Origin of the sequence: Streptomyces piniterrae (assembly GCF_005048155.1) — a bacterium.
Classification (GTDB): domain Bacteria; phylum Actinomycetota; class Actinomycetes; order Streptomycetales; family Streptomycetaceae; genus Streptomyces; species Streptomyces piniterrae.
Window position 1 is genome coordinate 315,610 of the sequence record NZ_SUMB01000008.1, and the last position, 17,390, is coordinate 332,999.

At 67.7% G+C, this 17,390-nt stretch carries 19 protein-coding genes and 1 tRNA gene; 3 read left to right on the forward strand and 17 right to left on the reverse strand.

All coding sequences use genetic code 11. From position 1 onward, the window contains the following. Window positions 1–269 precede the first annotated feature (269 nt). Window positions 270–342, forward strand: a tRNA-Arg gene (locus tag FCH28_RS23730). Between the two features lie 80 nt (window positions 343–422). Here FCH28_RS23730 and FCH28_RS23735 read toward each other — a convergent pair. The 15 genes from FCH28_RS23735 to FCH28_RS23805 all read right to left on the reverse strand — a co-directional run bounded on the left by FCH28_RS23735 (window position 423) and on the right by FCH28_RS23805 (window position 12,610). Continuing rightward, window positions 423–1,706 (reverse strand): tyrosine-type recombinase/integrase, encoded by a 1,284-nt coding sequence (locus tag FCH28_RS23735; protein WP_136742120.1) that lies wholly within the window; start codon window positions 1,704–1,706, stop codon window positions 423–425. Beyond that, window positions 1,706–1,903 carry a helix-turn-helix domain-containing protein gene (locus tag FCH28_RS23740; protein WP_136742121.1) on the reverse strand — a complete coding sequence of 66 codons (198 nt, stop codon included), beginning with the start codon at window positions 1,901–1,903 and terminating at the stop codon, window positions 1,706–1,708. Before FCH28_RS23740 ends, FCH28_RS23735 begins: the two co-directional genes overlap by 1 nt. A 465-nt stretch (window positions 1,904–2,368) precedes the next feature. Continuing rightward, complete coding sequence (locus FCH28_RS23745; protein WP_136742122.1) at window positions 2,369–3,841, reverse strand: ATP-binding protein; 1,473 nt, start codon at window positions 3,839–3,841, stop codon at window positions 2,369–2,371. A gap of 2 nt (window positions 3,842–3,843) precedes the next feature. Then, entirely contained in the window at window positions 3,844–4,683 is an 840-nt protein-coding gene (locus FCH28_RS23750) for a bifunctional DNA primase/polymerase (protein ID WP_136742123.1), read from the reverse strand. Continuing rightward, the gene (locus FCH28_RS23755) at window positions 4,680–5,405 is read right to left on the reverse strand and encodes a DNA cytosine methyltransferase (RefSeq protein ID WP_136742124.1); all 726 of its coding nucleotides are present in this window, start codon (window positions 5,403–5,405) and stop codon (window positions 4,680–4,682) included. The genes FCH28_RS23750 and FCH28_RS23755 overlap by 4 nt, the downstream gene beginning before the upstream one ends. Window positions 5,406–5,496: 91 nt before the next feature. Next, window positions 5,497–5,952, reverse strand: a complete 456-nt coding sequence (locus FCH28_RS23760; RefSeq protein WP_136742125.1) for a hypothetical protein — start codon at window positions 5,950–5,952, stop codon at window positions 5,497–5,499. 204 nt (window positions 5,953–6,156) lie between these two features. Next, window positions 6,157–8,295 carry an FtsK/SpoIIIE domain-containing protein gene (locus tag FCH28_RS23765; RefSeq protein ID WP_136742126.1) on the reverse strand — a complete coding sequence of 713 codons (2,139 nt, stop codon included), beginning with the start codon at window positions 8,293–8,295 and terminating at the stop codon, window positions 6,157–6,159. Between the two features lie 110 nt (window positions 8,296–8,405). Next, on the reverse strand, window positions 8,406–8,618 hold the full coding sequence (locus FCH28_RS23770; RefSeq protein WP_342781662.1) for a hypothetical protein: 213 nt from the start codon (window positions 8,616–8,618) through the stop codon (window positions 8,406–8,408). Then, window positions 8,609–8,926 (reverse strand): hypothetical protein, encoded by a 318-nt coding sequence (locus FCH28_RS23775; protein ID WP_136742127.1) that lies wholly within the window; start codon window positions 8,924–8,926, stop codon window positions 8,609–8,611. The genes FCH28_RS23770 and FCH28_RS23775 overlap by 10 nt, the downstream gene beginning before the upstream one ends. Then, window positions 8,926–9,273 (reverse strand): RRQRL motif-containing zinc-binding protein, encoded by a 348-nt coding sequence (locus FCH28_RS23780; protein ID WP_136742230.1) that lies wholly within the window; start codon window positions 9,271–9,273, stop codon window positions 8,926–8,928. The genes FCH28_RS23775 and FCH28_RS23780 overlap by 1 nt, the downstream gene beginning before the upstream one ends. Then, window positions 9,273–10,133: a protein spdB gene (locus FCH28_RS23785; RefSeq protein ID WP_136742128.1), complete on the reverse strand. Its 861-nt coding sequence runs from the start codon at window positions 10,131–10,133 to the stop codon at window positions 9,273–9,275. Before FCH28_RS23785 ends, FCH28_RS23780 begins: the two co-directional genes overlap by 1 nt. Further along, the gene (locus FCH28_RS23790; RefSeq protein WP_169314235.1) at window positions 10,130–10,420 is read right to left on the reverse strand and encodes a hypothetical protein; all 291 of its coding nucleotides are present in this window, start codon (window positions 10,418–10,420) and stop codon (window positions 10,130–10,132) included. Before FCH28_RS23790 ends, FCH28_RS23785 begins: the two co-directional genes overlap by 4 nt. A gap of 97 nt (window positions 10,421–10,517) precedes the next feature. Continuing rightward, on the reverse strand, window positions 10,518–10,967 hold the full coding sequence (locus FCH28_RS23795; RefSeq protein ID WP_136742130.1) for a DUF3307 domain-containing protein: 450 nt from the start codon (window positions 10,965–10,967) through the stop codon (window positions 10,518–10,520). Between the two features lie 68 nt (window positions 10,968–11,035). Then, the gene (locus FCH28_RS23800) at window positions 11,036–11,215 is read right to left on the reverse strand and encodes a hypothetical protein (protein ID WP_136742131.1); all 180 of its coding nucleotides are present in this window, start codon (window positions 11,213–11,215) and stop codon (window positions 11,036–11,038) included. A 615-nt stretch (window positions 11,216–11,830) separates the two neighbouring features. Then, window positions 11,831–12,610, reverse strand: coding sequence for a GntR family transcriptional regulator (locus tag FCH28_RS23805; RefSeq protein WP_136742132.1), 780 nt, complete (start codon window positions 12,608–12,610; stop codon window positions 11,831–11,833). A gap of 16 nt (window positions 12,611–12,626) precedes the next feature. On the opposite strand from FCH28_RS23805, the gene FCH28_RS23810 reads away from it, so the two are divergent. Further along, window positions 12,627–13,097 carry an NUDIX hydrolase gene (locus FCH28_RS23810; RefSeq protein WP_136742133.1) on the forward strand — a complete coding sequence of 157 codons (471 nt, stop codon included), beginning with the start codon at window positions 12,627–12,629 and terminating at the stop codon, window positions 13,095–13,097. Window positions 13,098–13,215: 118 nt separating this feature from the next. Here the strand turns inward: FCH28_RS23810 and FCH28_RS23815 are convergent, their stop codons facing one another. Then, window positions 13,216–14,661 (reverse strand): hypothetical protein, encoded by a 1,446-nt coding sequence (locus FCH28_RS23815; protein WP_136742134.1) that lies wholly within the window; start codon window positions 14,659–14,661, stop codon window positions 13,216–13,218. Further along, window positions 14,658–15,260: a hypothetical protein gene (locus FCH28_RS23820; RefSeq protein ID WP_136742135.1), complete on the reverse strand. Its 603-nt coding sequence runs from the start codon at window positions 15,258–15,260 to the stop codon at window positions 14,658–14,660. Before FCH28_RS23820 ends, FCH28_RS23815 begins: the two co-directional genes overlap by 4 nt. A gap of 484 nt (window positions 15,261–15,744) precedes the next feature. Here FCH28_RS23820 and FCH28_RS23825 point away from each other — a divergent pair, with 484 nt between their 5' ends. Further along, complete coding sequence (locus tag FCH28_RS23825) at window positions 15,745–17,364, forward strand: TIGR03086 family metal-binding protein (RefSeq protein ID WP_136742231.1); 1,620 nt, start codon at window positions 15,745–15,747, stop codon at window positions 17,362–17,364. The last annotated feature ends 26 nt before the right edge of the window (window positions 17,365–17,390 follow it).

Consider the following 17,390-nt stretch of genomic DNA (forward strand, 5'->3'; position numbering starts at 1 on the left):
GTACGAGACCGACGCCCGCAGCGCCGCGCCTCTCCGCGCCCCTCGCTCCCCCGTCCTCCCCCTCGACGCCTCCGAAGAGGGCGGCACCCACCCGAACTTCGCCCAGAACCTCGACGCCCGCCCCGGGACCGCCCCCGCCCAAAATCCGCCCACGAACACATTTCCGCAGGTCAGAGCGGGTGCGGGTAATGGATTTCGCCTCACGGCGCAGGTCATGTAATGTTGTTCCCGCAACGCCGACCGGCCAAGAAAAACCGCCGGAAAGCCAAGCGCTCGTAGCTTAACGGATAGAGCATCTGACTACGGATCAGAAGGTTGCAGGTTCGAATCCTGCCGAGCGCACACAGGTCAAAGGCCCCCTGGACATCGTCCAGGGGGCCTTTGACATCAGCGGCTGACATCAACGCGCGGCGAGAAGCCACTCAGGCGGCGGGTACGCACCCGGGGTCGTCACCGTCTCGCTTATCCGGGTCATCCACTCCGAGCGCATCGTCCATGCGGTCGGCCGCGGCCTTGAGCGTCGTCTGCATCACGTGCGCGTACGTATCCAGCGTCATGGTGATCGTGCTGTGACCCAGCGTCTCCATGATCGTGCGGGCGTCGACCCCCTGAGCCAGCAGCAGTGAGGCGCAGGTGTGCCGGAGATCGTGCACCCGTACGCGCCGCACTTTGGCGTCCCGGCACAAGATCGTGAGCATCCGGTTCAGGCTGCGAGGATCGGTGGCCCGGCCGGTGGCCGTGGTGAAGACCAGGCCGTTCGGTTGGTCGGGGAACGGCTGCCATTTGGCGCCGGCCACCTTTCGTTCCTTCTCCTGCTGCGCCTGGTGGGCGATGAGGGCCTCTACGCACTTCCGGGGGAGCGACACCGTTCGGATCGAGCGCGCCGTTTTCGGCGTGCCGAAGAGAAGCTCACGCTTGATGCGCTGGAGGTTGCGCCGGACGCGCAGTTGGCCGGTGCCCAGGTCGATGTCCGACCAGGTGAGCCCGAGCGCTTCCCCGCGGCGCAGGCCGGTGGAGATGAGCAGGAGCCACAAGGCGTAGAGCCGGTGATTGCGGGCCGTCTTGAGCAGGATCCTGGCTTCGGCGGCGTCCAACGGTCGTACCTCCTGGCGTTCGATGGTGGGCGTCTCCACGATGCGGGCGACGTTGCGGGCGATGAGTTCCTCACGGACGGCCTGCTGGAGTGCGGAGCGGAGGACGGCGTGGATGTACTGGACGGTGCGGGCGGACGGCCGGCGCTTGCAGCACTTGTTCAGGGCGCAGCACGTCCGCTCTTCCTTGGCGCGCGCTGCGTCGACGCCTCGGAGGCAGCACAGGCACCCGCTTTTGAACTCTGCGAGGAACAGGCGGATGTCGGTGGGGGAGAGGCGGTTGAGCTTCTTCTTGCCGAGGGCGGGCTTGATGTAGAGCCGCGAGAGGCCCTCGTAGCTGTTGAGCGTTGCGGGCTTGAGGCGGGTGGGCGCGATCGCGGCGAGCCAGTAAGTGAGGAAGTCGCCGAACGGCATGGCGGACGTGGCGGCCGGGATGCCCTGCCGGGTCTTCTCCTGGAGCTCGATGAGCTTGCCGCCCACCTCTTCGCGTGTCTTGCCGTAGACGAACTTGCGGACTCGGGTGCCGTCAGGCCGGTAGACGTACGCAGCGGCGTGATAGCGGCCGTCGGTGCGCTTTGTGATCGTGCCTTCTCCGTTGGCGCGCCTCTTGGCCATCAGGCAGCCTCCTCAAGCTTGTTGTGGATGTAGGTGCGGAGTGCGTCGAGGGGGATGCGCCGAGCGCGGCCCTCGGTGAAGCTCGGCAGGGTGCCGGAGCGGATGAGGTCGTAGACCTTGCTTCGACTGAGCCTCAGAGCGGTCATGACCTCCGGGACGGTGAGGACTTGCGGGTCGCTCGCGACGACGGTCAGCACGTTGAGACCTCCAGAAGAGGGCTGGACCTGCGAATGGAGTTGGTTGGGGGGCTTCTTGGGGCTTGCCTGTCCGAGGTGCGGATTTCTGCGTCACCGCGTCACCTGCGTCATGCGCGCGCCTGACCTGCGCGTTTTGGGTGACGCAGAGCGTGGGGGTGCGTCACCGGTGACACAGGCTGTCCGTCACGGTGACGCAGGTGACGCGGCGTGACGCAGAGGGCGGCCGTCTGCGTCACGGTCGTATGCCCAGGTCACCCGGCGTTTTTCGGGTACCCGTGACGCAGGTGACGCAGGGTTTCCCACTTAGGAAAAAGAGGGGGGTGTCTGTGGTGGTGCTGCGCGGCTCAGGGAGTGAAGAAGGAGCCGCTTCGCGGCGCGTCCATCGCAGGGCGGCGCCGCCGCCGAACAGCAAGAGGAGCACGCCTGGCCGCTGGTGCTCCTCTTGCTCGTGCGGTCGGGTGTCAGTCAGAACGCCTGCTGCTCGTGCGGGGGCGTGGCCGGTGAGCGGGTCATTTCGATGTAGCGGCCCTCCCTGGTGCGGCCCGAGTCGATCAGGACGCCCCGGGCGGCCAGGGTCGGCTGTAGACGCTTGAGACGGTCGGAGAGGACCTTGCCCGTGGTCGGCCACCCCTTGGGCAGGGGACGGAAGTCCTCGCCGGTGTAGAGGCGGGTGAGGCAGTGCAGCCACTCCGTGGAGGCCATCCGCTGCTCTGCGCCCGGTTCGATGTCTGCGGCGTGCCTGAGGACGGTCTGTGCCAGGAGGTCCCCCTCGATCACGTCGTCGTTGAGGTCGTCCAGACTGGCCCGGTAGGCGGTGAGCGCTCCGAGGCCGGTTGCCGCGTCGAGCTGCGCGCACAAGTGCGCGAAGTCCGCCATCCGCAGGTCGGTCGGGGTCTCCGCATCGGCGGCGCGGACCTTGACCGTGAGGTCCAGGAGAGACCCGAGAACCACGGGCAGAACCTCTGCATACTCCGCCCACAGTTCAGCTTCGGTGCGCCGGACGCGGGGACGCTCCAGACGCAGCGGCAGGAGCCGTTCGGCGAGGTCGGGCCGGATGACTCCCACGTCGATGCCGGTCAGGAGCAGGGGGCGGCGGTAGCGGGCGCGGAAGACGTCTCCGTCGGTGAAGAGGGCGCGTTTGACGTTCTCGGCGCCGGTGACGATGCAGCACATGGCGTCGGACAGGTCCGGGGTCATGTGGGAGAGGTTGTCCAGGGCGGTGACCCAACCGGCGGCCACGGCCGCGATCAGGTTCTCTTCGTCCTTGGGCGCGCGGCGCAGGTCGCCGCTCATGCCCTCGATGATCCGCACGAGCATGCGGCCCCCGGTGGACTTGCCGGCGCCCTGCGGCCCGGTGAGGAACGGGGCGGGGACGGGCACGGACGGGCCGAGGCAGCCGATCAGCCAGGCGATGGCCAGGCACTCGGTCTCCGCGGTGGCGAAGTTGCACAGCTGCAGCAGTAGGTCGATGCCCTTGCCGTCGGTGTCCTTGGCCGGCAGGGGCAGTTCCCCGGTGAGCTGGGTGCGGCGCCAGCACACCTCGCGCGGGTCGGGGATGGCGATGTCCCACCCGGTGGGGTGGATGCGGACGGACTGACCGTCGCTGCGGCCCAGGTCCAGCCACGTCGCCCCGTCGAATCCGGGCGCGACGCGGATGTTCACGGGCTGCACGTCCTCGGTCAACGCGAGTGCTTCGATCAAGTCCAACGCCTCCTTGAGCGCGGTCCCGTTGAACACGCCGATCCCGTCCTTGAACAGGCCGACCATGAGTTCCTGCCGATGGCTGCCCGTCGTGCCCTGCGAGCGGATCGGACGGGCCACGGGGTGGCCGTTCTTCTGCGCGTACACGGTCCCGTCGGCGGTGCGGAAGTACCGGAAGTGCGCCTGCGCGTAGTCGGTGATGACCTCGCGGGCCGGGTTCTTTTCGTCGTCGGACATGGTCACAGCCCCAACCTGGTACAGGCGTTGGCCCACGCTTCGGTGCAGTGGCGGGGCGATTCCCCCTTGGTCTGAGCGGCGGTAAACAGGCGCACGATGTGCGCGTCGGTGAGGCAGCCGCACCGGCCATGGGCGGCCAGCACGGCGAGGAACGTCCGGTAGACGGTGGTGTGGACCGCACTACGCGCCTCGGTGATGCGCTGCTCGGCCATGGCGATGCCACGCTCCAGGTAGGCGGGCGTGCGATGACGGCACTCCCCACCCCCGGCGAGCGCGGACACGGTGACGACAGGCGATGCAGGCCGGACCGCGGAGGGCTCCTTCACGGCCAGCCCGCGCACGGCGTCGGGCAGGTCGGTCATGGTGCCGGTTCCGGGACCGAGCCAGCGTGCGTAGGACATGAGCGACTTGATGTCGACGCCGGGCCGCACAGCGTTCGCGGACTGCATCGCACCCCGGTAGATCCAGTGCTCGCCCCGCGTCGTCGGTACCGTGCGGGTGGCGGGCAGGGCCTCACCAGCCCATGCGATGGCTGCCGCGTCGTCCAGGTCGACCACAGTCAGCCCGGCCCCACCGGGGTGGTAAGCGACGGCCGCCGCTTCACGCCACGCGGACGCCCATGTCGGCGAGGTGAGGACGCGGGGGTCGGTGGTGGCTGCGGCCCAGGCGTGGCAGACGCTGGCGCATTCGCAGGGACCGGCGTTCTTCATGTTCGGCCGGCCGCCACAGACGTTCTCGGCACACGCCGGGCAATTCCCGTAGGGCAGCTTGCCCTTGCGCAGCGGCAGGACTGGCAGGCCGCTGGCCGCGAGACGGAGGGCGGTGTGCAGGCGAGCCTTCATGCCGCCACCCCCATCGTGCGCGAGGCGAGGAAGGCGCGGCCGATGTGCTCGCTGTAGGCGGGCGGGATGGCCTCGGTGAGTTCCTCGCGCACGTCGGTCCAGTCGATGCCGAGCGCGGCTTGCAGCTCAGGGACGGTGGGTTTACCACCGCCGTTGCCGTAGGCGGCCACGTACGGGCCGTCGTAGAAGCGGCCGTGCCGGTAGCCCCGCACGCGGCCCCGGTGGGGCACGTGGACCGCCTTCGGGGCAGTCCAACCGCCCAACTCGAAGTTGCGGTGGCGGATGACCCCGAGCCCGAACATCTCCCCGCACAGGGTCAGGTCTTTGCGGATCTGTGCGCGGCCGTTGGGCTGTTCGATGACGTACGGCAGACCGGTGGCGTCGAGCAGTTCGCGGGTGGGTGCCACCAAATCGACGTGCGTGCGGCCCCAGCCCTGGGAGGCGTTCGTACCGACGGTGAGCGCGCATCCGTGCTGACACGGCGGGGAGGCGTGGACGAACGCGTACCGCTCGATCTGGCCCGACTCGATCAGACAGGCCAGATAGTAGAGCGCGTCGCCCTGGTGGTACGGGAAGGGGTAGTTGGGCCGGTGGGTGATGTCGCAGCCGTCCACGGCGAACCCCGCGCGGGCGTAACCCACGGCGGCGCCGCCGGCACACGAGAAGAGGTCCAACAGCCGCGGCCGGGAGTCGGCTCGCAGGATGGGCATGGGTTGGGCCATGCTGTAGGTCTCCTGTTCTGCTTACGTCGGGATAAGGAGACCGAGGGCGGCGGGCTGTCCTGTCCGGGAGTGCCGCCGCCCTCGGGCGTAGCTAGCCGTTGAAGCGGTTGCGCTTGAAGACGGCCTTGCGGATGTGGAACGTGATCCCGCTCTTGGCGTCGTCGGCCTTGAAGATCTGGGCCGCGACGAACCCGCCGAAGCAGACGGCGGCGAGCGTGATGAGCTGAGTGATCAGCGCGGTCAGCGCTGTGATGAACGCGGTCAGCAGGAACAGCCCGCCGCACACCGCACCGAACCCGATGCCCCCGAGGGCGATGTTCACCGCCGCGCGGGAGACGGGCGGCTTGGCGACGGCCGGTTCGGGTTTGGCGGGTTCGATGGCGTAGCCGGTAACGACACGGCCGTCCGGCAGCACGATGCTCGCCACCGCCGGGACCGTTCCCGGCTGGGCGGGAACGAGCGGTGCCGGCGTCATGGCGACGGGGGCGGGCTGGTGGACTTCCACGGCCCGGTCGGCGGGCGCGTGGCGGGCGTGCTCGGGGTCCATGCGGAATCCCTTCCGGTGTCGGCTCAGGGAGGCGGAGGCACCCCCTTCCGGGGGTGCTGTGGAGGGGGTTTCGGGCGTCCTGACCTGCGTGCCTCCCTGCCTCCCTGAACGATCATTTGTGCTGGTCAGGGTCAGGGAGGCGGGTCAGGGAGGCGTTCAGGGAGTTCTCCCTGCCTCCCTGACCGTTCGGGGGTTGGCTCCCTGTTATCCGTCGGCGGAAGCGGAACCGTCCGTGTCGCGGTTGGCGAGGGCGCGGGCGACGCGGTCGCGGGCGACGACCATGACGCCGTCGGACTTGTAGGGCTCCGCGCCGGCGTCGTCGAGGACACGCTTGAGGTCGATGAACGACCAGCCGCCGTAGGCGTCCGTGTTGAGCGTGGCGAGCCGCGCGAGCACGTCCTTGGTCCGCACGCGGGGCGCGTCGCCGACGACGGCCGCGATGTCGGCGAGCGGTTCGTGCTCTTCTTCTCGCGCGATGGCGTGCAGGGTGGTGACGCCGTCGCGCAGGGCCTTGGCCCGGTCGGTGATGGCCTTGGCGTCGTCGTCGCCGATGAAGTGCGTCCGCAGGGTGATGGACGACTGGCCTTTGGGGATGGTGATGCCGTCGGAGGCGACGACCAGGGTTCCCTTGTCCAGGCCCTGGCGCAGCAGGTGCGGGGCGGCGCCGCCATTGACGGCCTTCTCGCCGAGGGCCATGACGGCTTGTGCCTCGGTGCCCAGCGCGAGCGAGGCCCGGGTGTGGGCGCCCTCGCGCACGAGCTTGGGAAGGTTCTGGTCGGTGGGGTCCTGCGTGCCCTCGTACATGAGCACGTCGACTACGCGGCCCTGGTTGTGGACCTTGCGCACGGCCATGAAGTAGCGGGAGGTGGCCTTGGAGCCGCCGTAGGGGCGCTTTTCGTCGTCCACGGCCGGGCACATGAACGCCACCTGCGCTTCGTCCACGATGCCGATCAGCGGCTCGAACACCACGGTGGGATCGGCCTGCCGCGCCGCGATGCGGCGATTCATCTCGTCGACCAGGCTCTCGACCATCTCGGTCGCCTCGATCACGTGCTCATCAGTCGGTCCCTGGATGAGCACGGTGGCCAGGCCGTTGAACATGGCCCAGTCGCCGGCGCCCTTGAGGTCGGCGATCCGGAACTCAACTCGCTTGTCCAGCGACGCCCACAGGGCCAGCGAGCGCAGGGCGGCAGTCTTGCCCTGGTTCGACAGGCCCGTGATGAGCAGGTGGCGCTGGTACAGGCTCAGCGCGGCAGCATCACCGCGCAGGTCCTGACCCCAGGGGGCGCGGCCCTTGGCGTAGTCGGCGGTCAGCGACTCATCGGTGACCAGCGGAGACGGGCCGATCGGCTCATCCAGCGCGCCGGAGTCAGCGATCCACAACCGCACCGTGCGAGCCGCCTGCGGGATCGTGATGAACACCTCGTGCTCGTGCCGGGTCAGGTTCTCCGCGAGCTTGCGGCGCCGGTTCTGCACCTCGATCGTCGACACCCCCGAGGGCAGGGTGACGTCGACCTCGACCCCGCACCCGGCGATCCGGATCGGACCGAGCATCGAGGCGCCGGCGTCTCCCATCTCCTTGATGGCGTTACGCAGCGCGGGCACGCCGAGGTCCCGCAGGGCCTTGACCACGATGGACGGGGTGATCGGCTCACCCTCGCTGGAGCGGACGTTGGTGGGAAGCGCCCACTGCGGTGCGGCCTGCTGGTGCTGACCGACCGCCCACAGTCCGAGCAGGGCGAACAACGGCCCGAGGGTGATCGCGTAGGGCCACACCACTTGCACGATGGTGATCATCAGGGCGATGAAGTCGATGACGGCCTTGATGGGGGTGATGACGTCGGTGACGTCCTTGTTAGCGATGGCGAGGACCACCCCGAGGGCGACCAGGGTGCCGATGCCCATGCCGGTGCCGACCAAGGCGCCCTTGGCGGCCTCAACCGGGGAGTGCAACAGGTCCATGCGGCGACGGTGACGGGCCTTGCGGAAGCGCTGCCCGCGCTCCTCCCACTCGGCTGCCGCCTCGATGTTCCCCGCGGCTTCCGCCGTGCGCATGTAGCGCTCGTAGCGTGCGGCAGTGCGGCCGTCCCACGCCCGACGGGCCACGATCCGCGTGCCACCGGCGACGTACAGGGAGTGCCGGGCCGCCGCGCGGGCGGCCGTGCGCGTGTTCTCGTGCGTGACGGCCGTCTTGAGGGCACGGCCGGAGCGGACCCACAGCGGGACCGGGGGCGCAGCGGGCGGGTCGGGGACCACGGTCAGCGTGGTCACGGTGGCCGGTTCCTGGTCGGGGGCGGGGTTGGGGTTGGAGTTTTTGTGCAGGTGAACGACGTTGCTGCTCACGGCGGATCTCCTGAACTGCCCTGGTCAGGGCGGGAGGTGTGCGGGGAGCGGCGCGGGGCTCAACCCATCACGTGGGGAGCCCCGCGCCGCGGGAAGCAGGCGCGCGAGGTCTAGTGCCGGGCGCTGACCTTGCGCAGTTCGTGCGTGTGGCACAGCAAGGAACCGATCAGCAGGCCAGCGCCGTGGACGGTCCACAGGCCGCCGGTGAGCGGACCCGGCGGGACCTCGTCGACGATCCGGCCGCGCCGGCCCACGGCGCGGGGCTCGTCCTCACAGGCGACGATCTGCACGATGTCTCCGGCCTGGAACACGCTCACCACCACCCGGAGGACTTCTTGGCCGCGCGGTCGGCGGCGGCCTCGTTCGCCACGCGCTGCCGCTCGGTGTTGAGGACGGTGAGTTCGGTGATGAGCCGGGTCTCGGCGCTCGTCCAGGCGGTCTCCAGCTGGCGTTCGGCGCGGCCGGTGCCGTTGCCCCGGTGCGTGCTGTAGGAGCCGGAGGTGAGCGCGCCCAGCACGGCGCGGCGCTCACGCCCCTCCAGCGGCCACAACTCGCGGTTGCGGACGGCTTCGAGCTTGCGGGTGGTCTGCTGTATCGCCTTGTCCAGTCGACGGGTGTCGGGCTTGCCCATCAGGCACTCCTCACGGCGTGGGACGGGTCGGGGAAGGCACAGGGCACGCAGGTGCCCAGCGAGGGAGGAATGACGTAGCCCGCTTCGGCGCGGCACTGCGGGCAGATGCGGCGTGCGCGGTTGGCCTTGGCCAGTGCCGCCCACCGGGCGGGCGTCATCGGGCGGACCTGCTTGGCCAAGTCGACCCGGTAGAGGTAGGCGACCAACGGGGGCCGGCGGCGGCGCGGCCGTTCGAGCTGAGCCACCACCTGCTGCCCACCGGGCCGCAGACCGCGGGCGCGCAGTTGGCGGCGCGTGGCGTAGCCGTCCGGGGCAAGGCGCCACCGGAACACCGGCAGCGCGCCCATCAGGCGGCCACACGCTTCCATGCGGCCCGCAAGCGAACCTCGGAGGCAGAGTGGCCAGCCGCCCGGAACCGGGTGGACATCTTGTTGTAGGACAGGGCCGGGACCTCGCTGTGACGGATCTCGTCGACCAACGCGTCCAGTGCGTCATCGGTCAGCCCGGGTGCCGCCTCTAGGGCGGGAGTCCCGACCGGCTCGGAGGGGCCCCACACCGGAAGCTCCCAGCGGGGCGTGACGCCAGGCGTGACGGGGGTCGTCACGCTGGTCAGCGCCTTGCCGGTCTCCTCGCCCGCCCGCGCCGTCTCCAGCGTCGACCACGCCTCGGCCAGCGTCTTGGCAGTCTCGGCCTGGACGCGTGCGACGCGTGCACCGGCCCCTGTCACGGCCGTCAACCGGGCCTCCTCCGTGGCCGCTTCAGCCCGGAGCCGGGCACGCGCCACAGCCGCCTCATCCCGGGCCTCTTGCTGGATACCCCGGATCGACTCCAGCGCCCTCGGGGTCAGCGCTGTGTGCTCCCACAGCCCATGGACCAGCCACAGGGCCTTGGCAGCGAGCGGGAGCCAGGCGACCGCCAGCCACGCGGCGGACGACGAGCTGGTGAGCGCGTGGGCGACCAGGACGCCGGTCGCCACCGCGCCAAAAGCCCAGCCGACGGCCGTGACGGGCATGGAGTGGTCACCCTGCGCAGCAAGACGCCGCTCATAGGCGAGCGTGGCCAGCCAGCCGCCGTCGATCCCGAGACCGACGACCAGCGCGACCATCCACGGCACGGCCGTGCCCAGCCACATCACGACCACGGCCAACGTGAGCACCATGGACACCGCCGTCATCGCCACGGCGGGCAGCACCGTCTTGGCCTTCACGCTGCTGCCCCCGTCCCCGTGCGCTGGTCGCGGGAGGAGCGGATGAACGGCACCGTGCGGGTCAGCGCGTCGGCGTACAGGGCGTCCCAACCGGCGACCTCGTCACCAGCGTCCGCCGACTCCCGCAGATCCCGCAGGACTTCGCGAGCCACGTCCCAGCGAGCGTGCCGTTCCTCCACCGTCTCCCTCTCCAGCGGGCCACGGAACAGGTCGACGTCGATGCCCAGCGCCAGCTCTACGAACTCCATCTCGTCTGCGGCCTCTTGACCCGCGATGAAAGTGCGCATGCGCATGGTGGATCTCTCCTTGTCAGGTACGTCGGGATGGCGCGGGGCGGTCGGCTGTCCTTGTCCGGGAGTGCGACCGCCCCGCGAAGAACGAGGGTCAGACGGTGGCGATGAGCAGCGCGGCGACCAGTAGCCACAGGTGATGGAAGGACTGGTCAAGCGCGTAGGCGCCGGTGCCGATGTGCGCGTTGTCGTCGTGGCCGGCACGCGGGGCACCGAGCCGGTAGAACTCGCCCTTGCCGGTCACCTTGGCCAGCCACGCAAGCGTGGTGCGGCGGTCGGCCCACCAGTGCGTGATGGCGTCGGCGGTGAGCCCGGCGACGACGCCGAGCACCGACAGGCGCAGCCCCAGCAGCGCGGCGACCGGGATAAGGACGGCGGCCTTGGTGAGCGTCAGGGTGGCGACGTGCCGGGCGTCCGCGAGACGGCCGACCCAGCCGGGACGCCCCTTGTGGGCTGACTGGTGCGAGGTCTGCACCCAGTGGTCGCCCACGCTGTGGGCGACGTACAGGGCGATGAAGACAGCGGCAAACGTGGCTGCGTCCACGGACGAAACTCCTTGGCTGGGCAGGATGGAGACCAGAAGCGGCTGGGCCGTGGTGCAGGGTTAGCCGGTCACCTGCGGCGGAAGGCGCGGACCAGAGCGATCGCGTCATCCGTGCGGTCGGCGACCCGCCCGGACTCCAGCTCGTCGGCACGGGCCTCATACCGGTCCGCGACTTTGTCGTTGCCCCGCTCGCGCTCCATATCGGCGGCCCGACGGTTGACGGCGGCAGCCTTCTTCAAGCGGCTCATGAACAGTCCTCTCACGTGGTTGGGAAGTCAGGGCCGGATAGTCCGGCTCCCCTCAACCCCGCCCGTACGAGCTGCCCCACGAGGGAGCGCCCGGACGGGCGGAGGAGGCAACCGGCGCAGCGCTAGCCGCTGCGATATCCGCGTTGGGTGAGACCGGTTGCTCGCGGCTGGACTTGCTGCTCGCGAACGGAGTGGTGAACGGCGCCGCCCTGCCGGTCGATCACTGCGGCGCCTGGAGTCTTCGTTGGCTGTGCACGGTGCCTCCTTGGTGGAAGCGGACGTGGACAGGTCTCCTTCGGGGGAGCAGCGCCCGTATCAGGTAGCGCTGCGTGACCCCGTTGTAGGCGTATGGAGACATGACCTTTCGGTCTAAGCCCTCCGGAATGACAAGGCGCCGGGTCGCCTCCCCCCGTCCGCTGCGGGGCTCCTGGGTGGTGCACCTGGACACCGGTGAGGGCGTCCAGGCAGGCAATGCACGGGGTCGTTGACCCCTGAACTCCTGCACTCATGTACTTATGTGCAGGAGTTGCTGCCATGAGAATGCCCAACTCCTGTATATGAGTCAACCCGCCGCGAGAGGTTTCTTCGCGACGGGCTGGATGGGGTGAGGCTTCGTCAGTCTCTGGCGGGGATGCGGTAGTCGAGAACGAACTGGTCAGCGGCCATGACGGTGTCGCAGACCTCGACCACCCGGCCGTCCTCACTTTCCGCGTTCCTGATCAGGTGGATCACGGGCGAGCCAGGACTCAGGCTGAGCGCGCCGGTCTCCTGCTTCGTGGCGAGCCGGGCGCGGACGGTCTCCGTGAACTCCTTCAGCATGTGCCCGTTCTCCTCCAGGCGCGCGTAGATGCCACCGCCTCCAGGGTTCTCCGCAAGCAGCTCGGGGATGTCCTCGGCGAGGTCCCAGGGGAGGTATGACGTTGCCTCTTCCGTCGGTGTCCCGTTGCTGAAGTACAGGCGCCGTCGCGCGAGCACCTTTGTGCCAGCAGGAACGCCCAGGCGCTCGGCGATCTCGGCCGGCGCTTCCGTGGGGCCGACGTACAGCACGGTCACGCCCGCGGTCTTTCCGGCCTGCTCGGACTCCGCGAGGTAGGCAGCCTTGCCGGCCTTGCGGTGGGAGCGCCGGAAGCGGTCGGACGACTTACGACGTACCGGCGGCTGGCTCTTCACGAATGAGCCCTTGCCGTGGTGGGTGTCGATCAAGCCGGTAGGCCGGAGCTCCGCCACGGCCTTGCGCGCCGTGCCCTGGGAGACGGAGTAGCGAGCCATGAGCTCCGACTCGCTGGGAACCTTGGTTCCAGGGGCGAGCACTCCGGACCTGATCTGCTGAGCAAGGTCATCCGCGATCTGTAGGTACCGTGGCCGACCTGAGTCTCTAGAGGCGGCTGTGCCCATGTCCTTCAGTCCTCCTATGCTCCTGTACATGAGTAACGCTAACCGGGAAGGCCGGTCAATGTCGCTTCACTCGGTTTCGGTGGCCGGAGTGGTGGTCCGCGAAGACGGCCGCGTTCTCGTGATCAAGCGTGCTGACAATGGCGCCTGGGAGGCGCCGGGCGGTGTCCTTGAACTGGACGAGCACCCCGAGGACGGCGCCTGCCGAGAGGTCCTGGAAGAGACCGGCATCAAGGTCGAGACGGAGCGCCTGACCGGCGTCTACAAGAACATGAAGCGCGGCGTTGTCGCCCTGGTCTTCCGATGCCGACCGGTCGGAGGCGAGGAGCACACTTCAAGCGAGTCCGCCGAAGTGCGCTGGTTCACCCGCGAAGAGGTCGAGAGCTACATGGTGGAGGCATACGCCGTACGGGTGTTGGATGCGCTCGGCGCCGGGAAGCCGCACGTGCGAGTCCACGACGGCAGGAACCTGTTGATCCCGAACTCCTGAGCATCTCGCTGCATTTGTGTACGTCATGAAAAGCCCGGCGTAGCGCTGCGGAAGAATCTCCCTCGGAAGCAAGGAATGATTGCACATTTCGCGACCAGCGGATGAAGTTGAGCGCGGATCAAAACAAGAATTCAGATTCCGAGTGGTCGTCCAGTGCCATCTGCTCGCCATGATTTGGCTGATAGAATCGAGTCACCTCATCCAGGCTGCGCCGCTCCTCTCCGGCGAGCTCTGTGAGAAGTGAAAGCGCCACCGGAGCGAGAAGGCCCAGCGGAAACTTTGATGTCGTTCGCCCCTTGCCTGTACGTGCAGGAAAATCGCATACCAGCTGACGTGTGCCCATCAGGGTAGCAACGGCACTCTTTACGTGGGCTGAATAACTGAGTGTGCGCGTTAGATCCAGTAGTTCCTCGTCGTGAGAAACATCGTCACGGTTTACTGTTGCGTAGGAAACGGTGCGTGTCGGAGTTGCCAATTCAAGCTCACTGATTGGAACTCGCCGATATTCTACGCGCTTCAGTAGTTCGGGCAAGGAGATCCCATCGCCGCTGTGTGGCTCGACGCGCAGATCGTCAACTTTGGCGGCAAAATATACAGCGCTGTGATCATTCCGCAGACAGAGCATTTCTCTGTCGATACCCCAGCGGAAATCTCTCCGGACCGTTTCGCCCAGTTCGGGTTGCCGCTCCAGGACTCTGCATGCGCGTGCCTGCAAAACGTCCAGATTCGATTCAATGAGGTGCTGCAGATTCTCCCTTTCGTCATCCACGTGCAATCTTTGAATAGAGTCAAGGGTCAAGGGCCTGCCGATGCGGCGCCAAAATCCGAAGTCCTCGATTTCTGGCAGGTCAAGAAGGAATTCGAGCGCTGCACTGTCCAGGTCGCCGCTAACATCGTGCTCTCCTGGAAAGTTGGCTGGTGTGCCGCCGGACCCTACCCATACAGCACTCAAGAATCGGAGAAGGCGCGAAGTGCGCCGGGTATCGAAATGCCCGGAAATTTGGGTGACGGCAGCCTCGGTTGTCTGTACGTCAAGACGTTGAGCCCCGCTGAATCCGCTGGAAACGCTGGACGCCATGGTCTCTGCCTCGGCTTCCGTAAGGAATCCGCGGCCTCCTTGTAAGACAGCGCTCGAAGCTAGCCCTACAACTGGGTCATGCAGGCGACTGCGGATTAGCACTTCCATTCCGCGAGTATCTGCGATTAGAGTGTCGTCTTCTGGAAGTTGACTCTCAGGATCAGTCGAGTTTAGTAGGCCATTGTCAACTTCATCGAGCGCGAAAACAATAGGGTGATGCTTCCGGATTGCGCTGACATCGTCACGCAGCACATCGGGACGAGTGTCAGATTTCAGGAAAACCAACCGTTCGTCCTCGCCAGGCCATGAAAGGACGAGGTCCGGTGCAAAGCTGTGATTGAAGAAGTCTGTCTTTTTGACGACGGCGCGCGAATCTGTTTGTGCCAGCTCTTCCGCCACGACGCCCTTGATGCGGTCAACGGCATCCCGCGGGTCCGGTGTCTCGAAGGCGGCATTCAGTGCACTGGAAAAGTCGGAAAAAGTCACCGGACACCCTCCAGGACATCATGACGCTGAATCAGTGCGCGATGTTCGCGCGTGATTACTAACTTCTCCTGCTTTTCCGACAGTACAATCATCCACAGTCGTTCGGTGACTGCGGTGACTATGTCTGCGTCGATCGCGTCTTCTACTTCTTCGGGTGGGATTTCGCCGAAAATCTCGTTTGCGTGAACGCGAATTGCCTTACGTACCCAGTGTTCAGTCAGCAGCTTATCCCAGTCGGTTACGTTGAATGGGCACCACGTGATCCACATGAAGTGTTCTGCTGCGGTTGGCTGTTGGCTGACGATCACGTAACACTTGGCAAGGTAACTTAAATAGTGAGTTCCTTGATCTCCGGGTGACGCGTACTTCTTGCATTCCGCCATGAAGATGTCATTGTCAAACTCGCCGCCGCAAAGGAGGCCGCCGAGGTCCAAAGAAAATGTGGTTTGCTTGCCTGCCGGCCACTTGAATGTCATGCGACGAATCCACTTGGAGTCCGTGTTCGTCCACGACGCCTTCACGCGAGTTGTGGCTTCGAGCCACTCCTTCGCACGCCTGGCACCGTCCGCGCCGACCTCGTGCAGCTCTTCTCCCGGCATGCGTTGACCATACTTCCCGGTCGTGCGTCGTCGCAGAGGATCCGCAAGACTCCAGGGCGGCTTGATCAACTGACATCAGCGCGTGACATCAACAGCCGCGTACGTCGGCAGACGCAGGCGCACTGGGTTGGTAGGGCGCTCGACCTCGTACGTTGGCATGGCAGCGGGCTTCTGACGGCGGCACCCGCCTACGGATCAGAAGGTTGCAGGTTCGAATCCTGCCGAGCGCACAGCAGGTCAAAGCCCCCGCCGGGTCATCCGGGCGGGGGCTTTGTCGTGCCGTACAGCAGCGAAGTACAGCAACCGCGTCAGCCGGTGCCGCCTGCTGCGGGCCGCGGGGCGATGAGGGTGTGGCTCAGGGCCTGCATGATCGTCTGGGTGTCGGTCCGACCCGCCTCGTAGGGGAGAGCGGGGGCCGGGCCGCGCCGTCCCGCGTGGCCGGGCGGTTGACTCTCCCACTGTGGGAGACCCAAGAGTGGAGCGCATGCACGTCGGCGACGACACGTTCTGGAGCATCGGGGAGGCCGCGCGGACGACCGGGCTGTCGGTGAAGTTGATCCGGCACTGGTCCGACATCGGGGTGGTGCATCCGGCCGGCCGGACTTCTGCCGGTTACCGGGTCTACGGCACCGAGGCGCTGGCCCGTCTGCAGCTGGCACGGACGCTGCGGGAGCTGGGCCTTGGGCTGGCGACGATCAAGGACGTACTGGAGCGCGAACAGACCTTGGCGGAGGTGGCCGCGGCCCACGTCGACGCGCTGGAGGCGCAGATGCGCACGCTGCGATCGCAGCAGGCCGTACTGCGCACCGCCATCCGCCGCGACACCACTGCCGAGGGATTCACCACCATGACCGAGCTGGCGCGTATGTCCGCCGCCGAACGCCGCACCGTCATCCATGACTTCGTGACCGAGACCCTGGGGGAGCTCGATGTCCCGACGTACCGCCGGGGCCTGCTGGCGGCCGCCCCGGAGCTTCCGGCGGACCCCACCGACGAGCAGGTCGACGCCTGGATCGAGCTCGGTGAACTCGTCCGGGACCCGGCCCTGCGTGCCGGCATGCGCCGGATGGCCCGGTACGCCGCCGAGCACCGGCCGGGTGAGCATGACGAAAGGGTGCTGGCGGAAGCCGAGCGGGCGACCGACGAGTGGCTTCAGCGGGTGGAGGAGGCGATGGGGGAGGGGATCGCCGCGGATTCGCCGGCGGCTGATCCGGTTGTCGCTGCCGTTGTGGCGATCTGGATACCCACGCAGGCTGTGGCGTCCGCCAAGTCGGTTGAGTTCACTACCTCCGCCACCTCCGTGAAGGCGCTCGCTGATGGTGCGGGGGCGCGCAGGCTGTTGCTGGAGCAGCTCGAAGTCGTCGCCGATCCGCATGTTGAGCGCTACTGGCAGCTGCTGTGTGTCATCAATGGCCGGCCCGTGCGGCCGAGCATGGTGGCTGCGGGGCAATGGCTGATGACCGCGCTGCGGGCCAATCCCGCGCCGGGTGCGCGAGCCGCGCAACTCGGTGAGATGTACGACGCCGAGGACGCCGCCTGGGAGCCGGCCGGTGTGCTCGACGCCTGCGAAAGGGTGCTGGACGCCGTGGACGTACTCGTCTCCGCCGTGCAGCCGGACCAGTTCGACCGGCCAACGCCGTGTGCGGGTTGGGATGTTCGCACCCTCCTCGACCATCTGGTCTGGGAGAACCTGCTGTGGGCCGGCTTGGCCGGCGGCAGCCCGCGGGCCGATGTCACCGCCGATCACCTCGGCGATGACCATGTCGCGGCGTTCCGCGCCGCCGCACAGGGCGCGCGGGCCGCCTTTGGCCGACCCGGCATGCTTGACCGGCGGTACGGGCCGGCGCCCGGGCGCCGGCTGGTCGAGCAGCTGGTGATCGAGATGCTGGTCCATGGCTGGGACCTGGCCCAGGCCATCGGACACCGTCACGACGCCGTCCACGACCTCGCCGAGTCGGCCCTGCCGGTCGTACGGGAGATCTACGGCGAACTGCCGCGAACCGCCGCCGGATCGTTCGGCCCGCCGCAGCCGGTATCCGAAGATGCAAGCGCTCTCGGCCGTCTGGCCGCCTATCTCGGCCGCAGTGTTCAGGATCCCGGCTGACAGGGCGTCATCCTGGCGTTGGCGGC

Bases quoted from the DNA above. Each gene is read 5' to 3' on its own strand.
- FCH28_RS23775 (WP_136742127.1), bottom strand. From the start codon at position 8,926: ATGGGCAAGCCCGACACCCGTCGACTGGACAAGGCGATACAGCAGACC.
- FCH28_RS23790 (WP_169314235.1), bottom strand. From the start codon at position 10,420: ATGCGCACTTTCATCGCGGGTCAAGAGGCCGCAGACGAGATGGAGTTC.
- FCH28_RS23780 (WP_136742230.1), bottom strand. From the start codon at position 9,273: ATGGGCGCGCTGCCGGTGTTCCGGTGGCGCCTTGCCCCGGACGGCTAC.
- FCH28_RS23745 (WP_136742122.1), bottom strand. From the start codon at position 3,841: ATGTCCGACGACGAAAAGAACCCGGCCCGCGAGGTCATCACCGACTAC.
- FCH28_RS23820 (WP_136742135.1), bottom strand. From the start codon at position 15,260: ATGCCGGGAGAAGAGCTGCACGAGGTCGGCGCGGACGGTGCCAGGCGT.
- FCH28_RS23735 (WP_136742120.1), bottom strand. From the start codon at position 1,706: ATGGCCAAGAGGCGCGCCAACGGAGAAGGCACGATCACAAAGCGCACC.
- FCH28_RS23825 (WP_136742231.1), top strand. From the start codon at position 15,745: ATGCACGTCGGCGACGACACGTTCTGGAGCATCGGGGAGGCCGCGCGG.
- FCH28_RS23810 (WP_136742133.1), top strand. From the start codon at position 12,627: ATGCTCCTGTACATGAGTAACGCTAACCGGGAAGGCCGGTCAATGTCG.
- FCH28_RS23755 (WP_136742124.1), bottom strand. From the start codon at position 5,405: ATGGCCCAACCCATGCCCATCCTGCGAGCCGACTCCCGGCCGCGGCTG.
- FCH28_RS23805 (WP_136742132.1), bottom strand. From the start codon at position 12,610: ATGGGCACAGCCGCCTCTAGAGACTCAGGTCGGCCACGGTACCTACAG.
- FCH28_RS23760 (WP_136742125.1), bottom strand. From the start codon at position 5,952: ATGGACCCCGAGCACGCCCGCCACGCGCCCGCCGACCGGGCCGTGGAA.
- FCH28_RS23750 (WP_136742123.1), bottom strand. From the start codon at position 4,683: ATGAAGGCTCGCCTGCACACCGCCCTCCGTCTCGCGGCCAGCGGCCTG.
- FCH28_RS23800 (WP_136742131.1), bottom strand. From the start codon at position 11,215: ATGAGCCGCTTGAAGAAGGCTGCCGCCGTCAACCGTCGGGCCGCCGAT.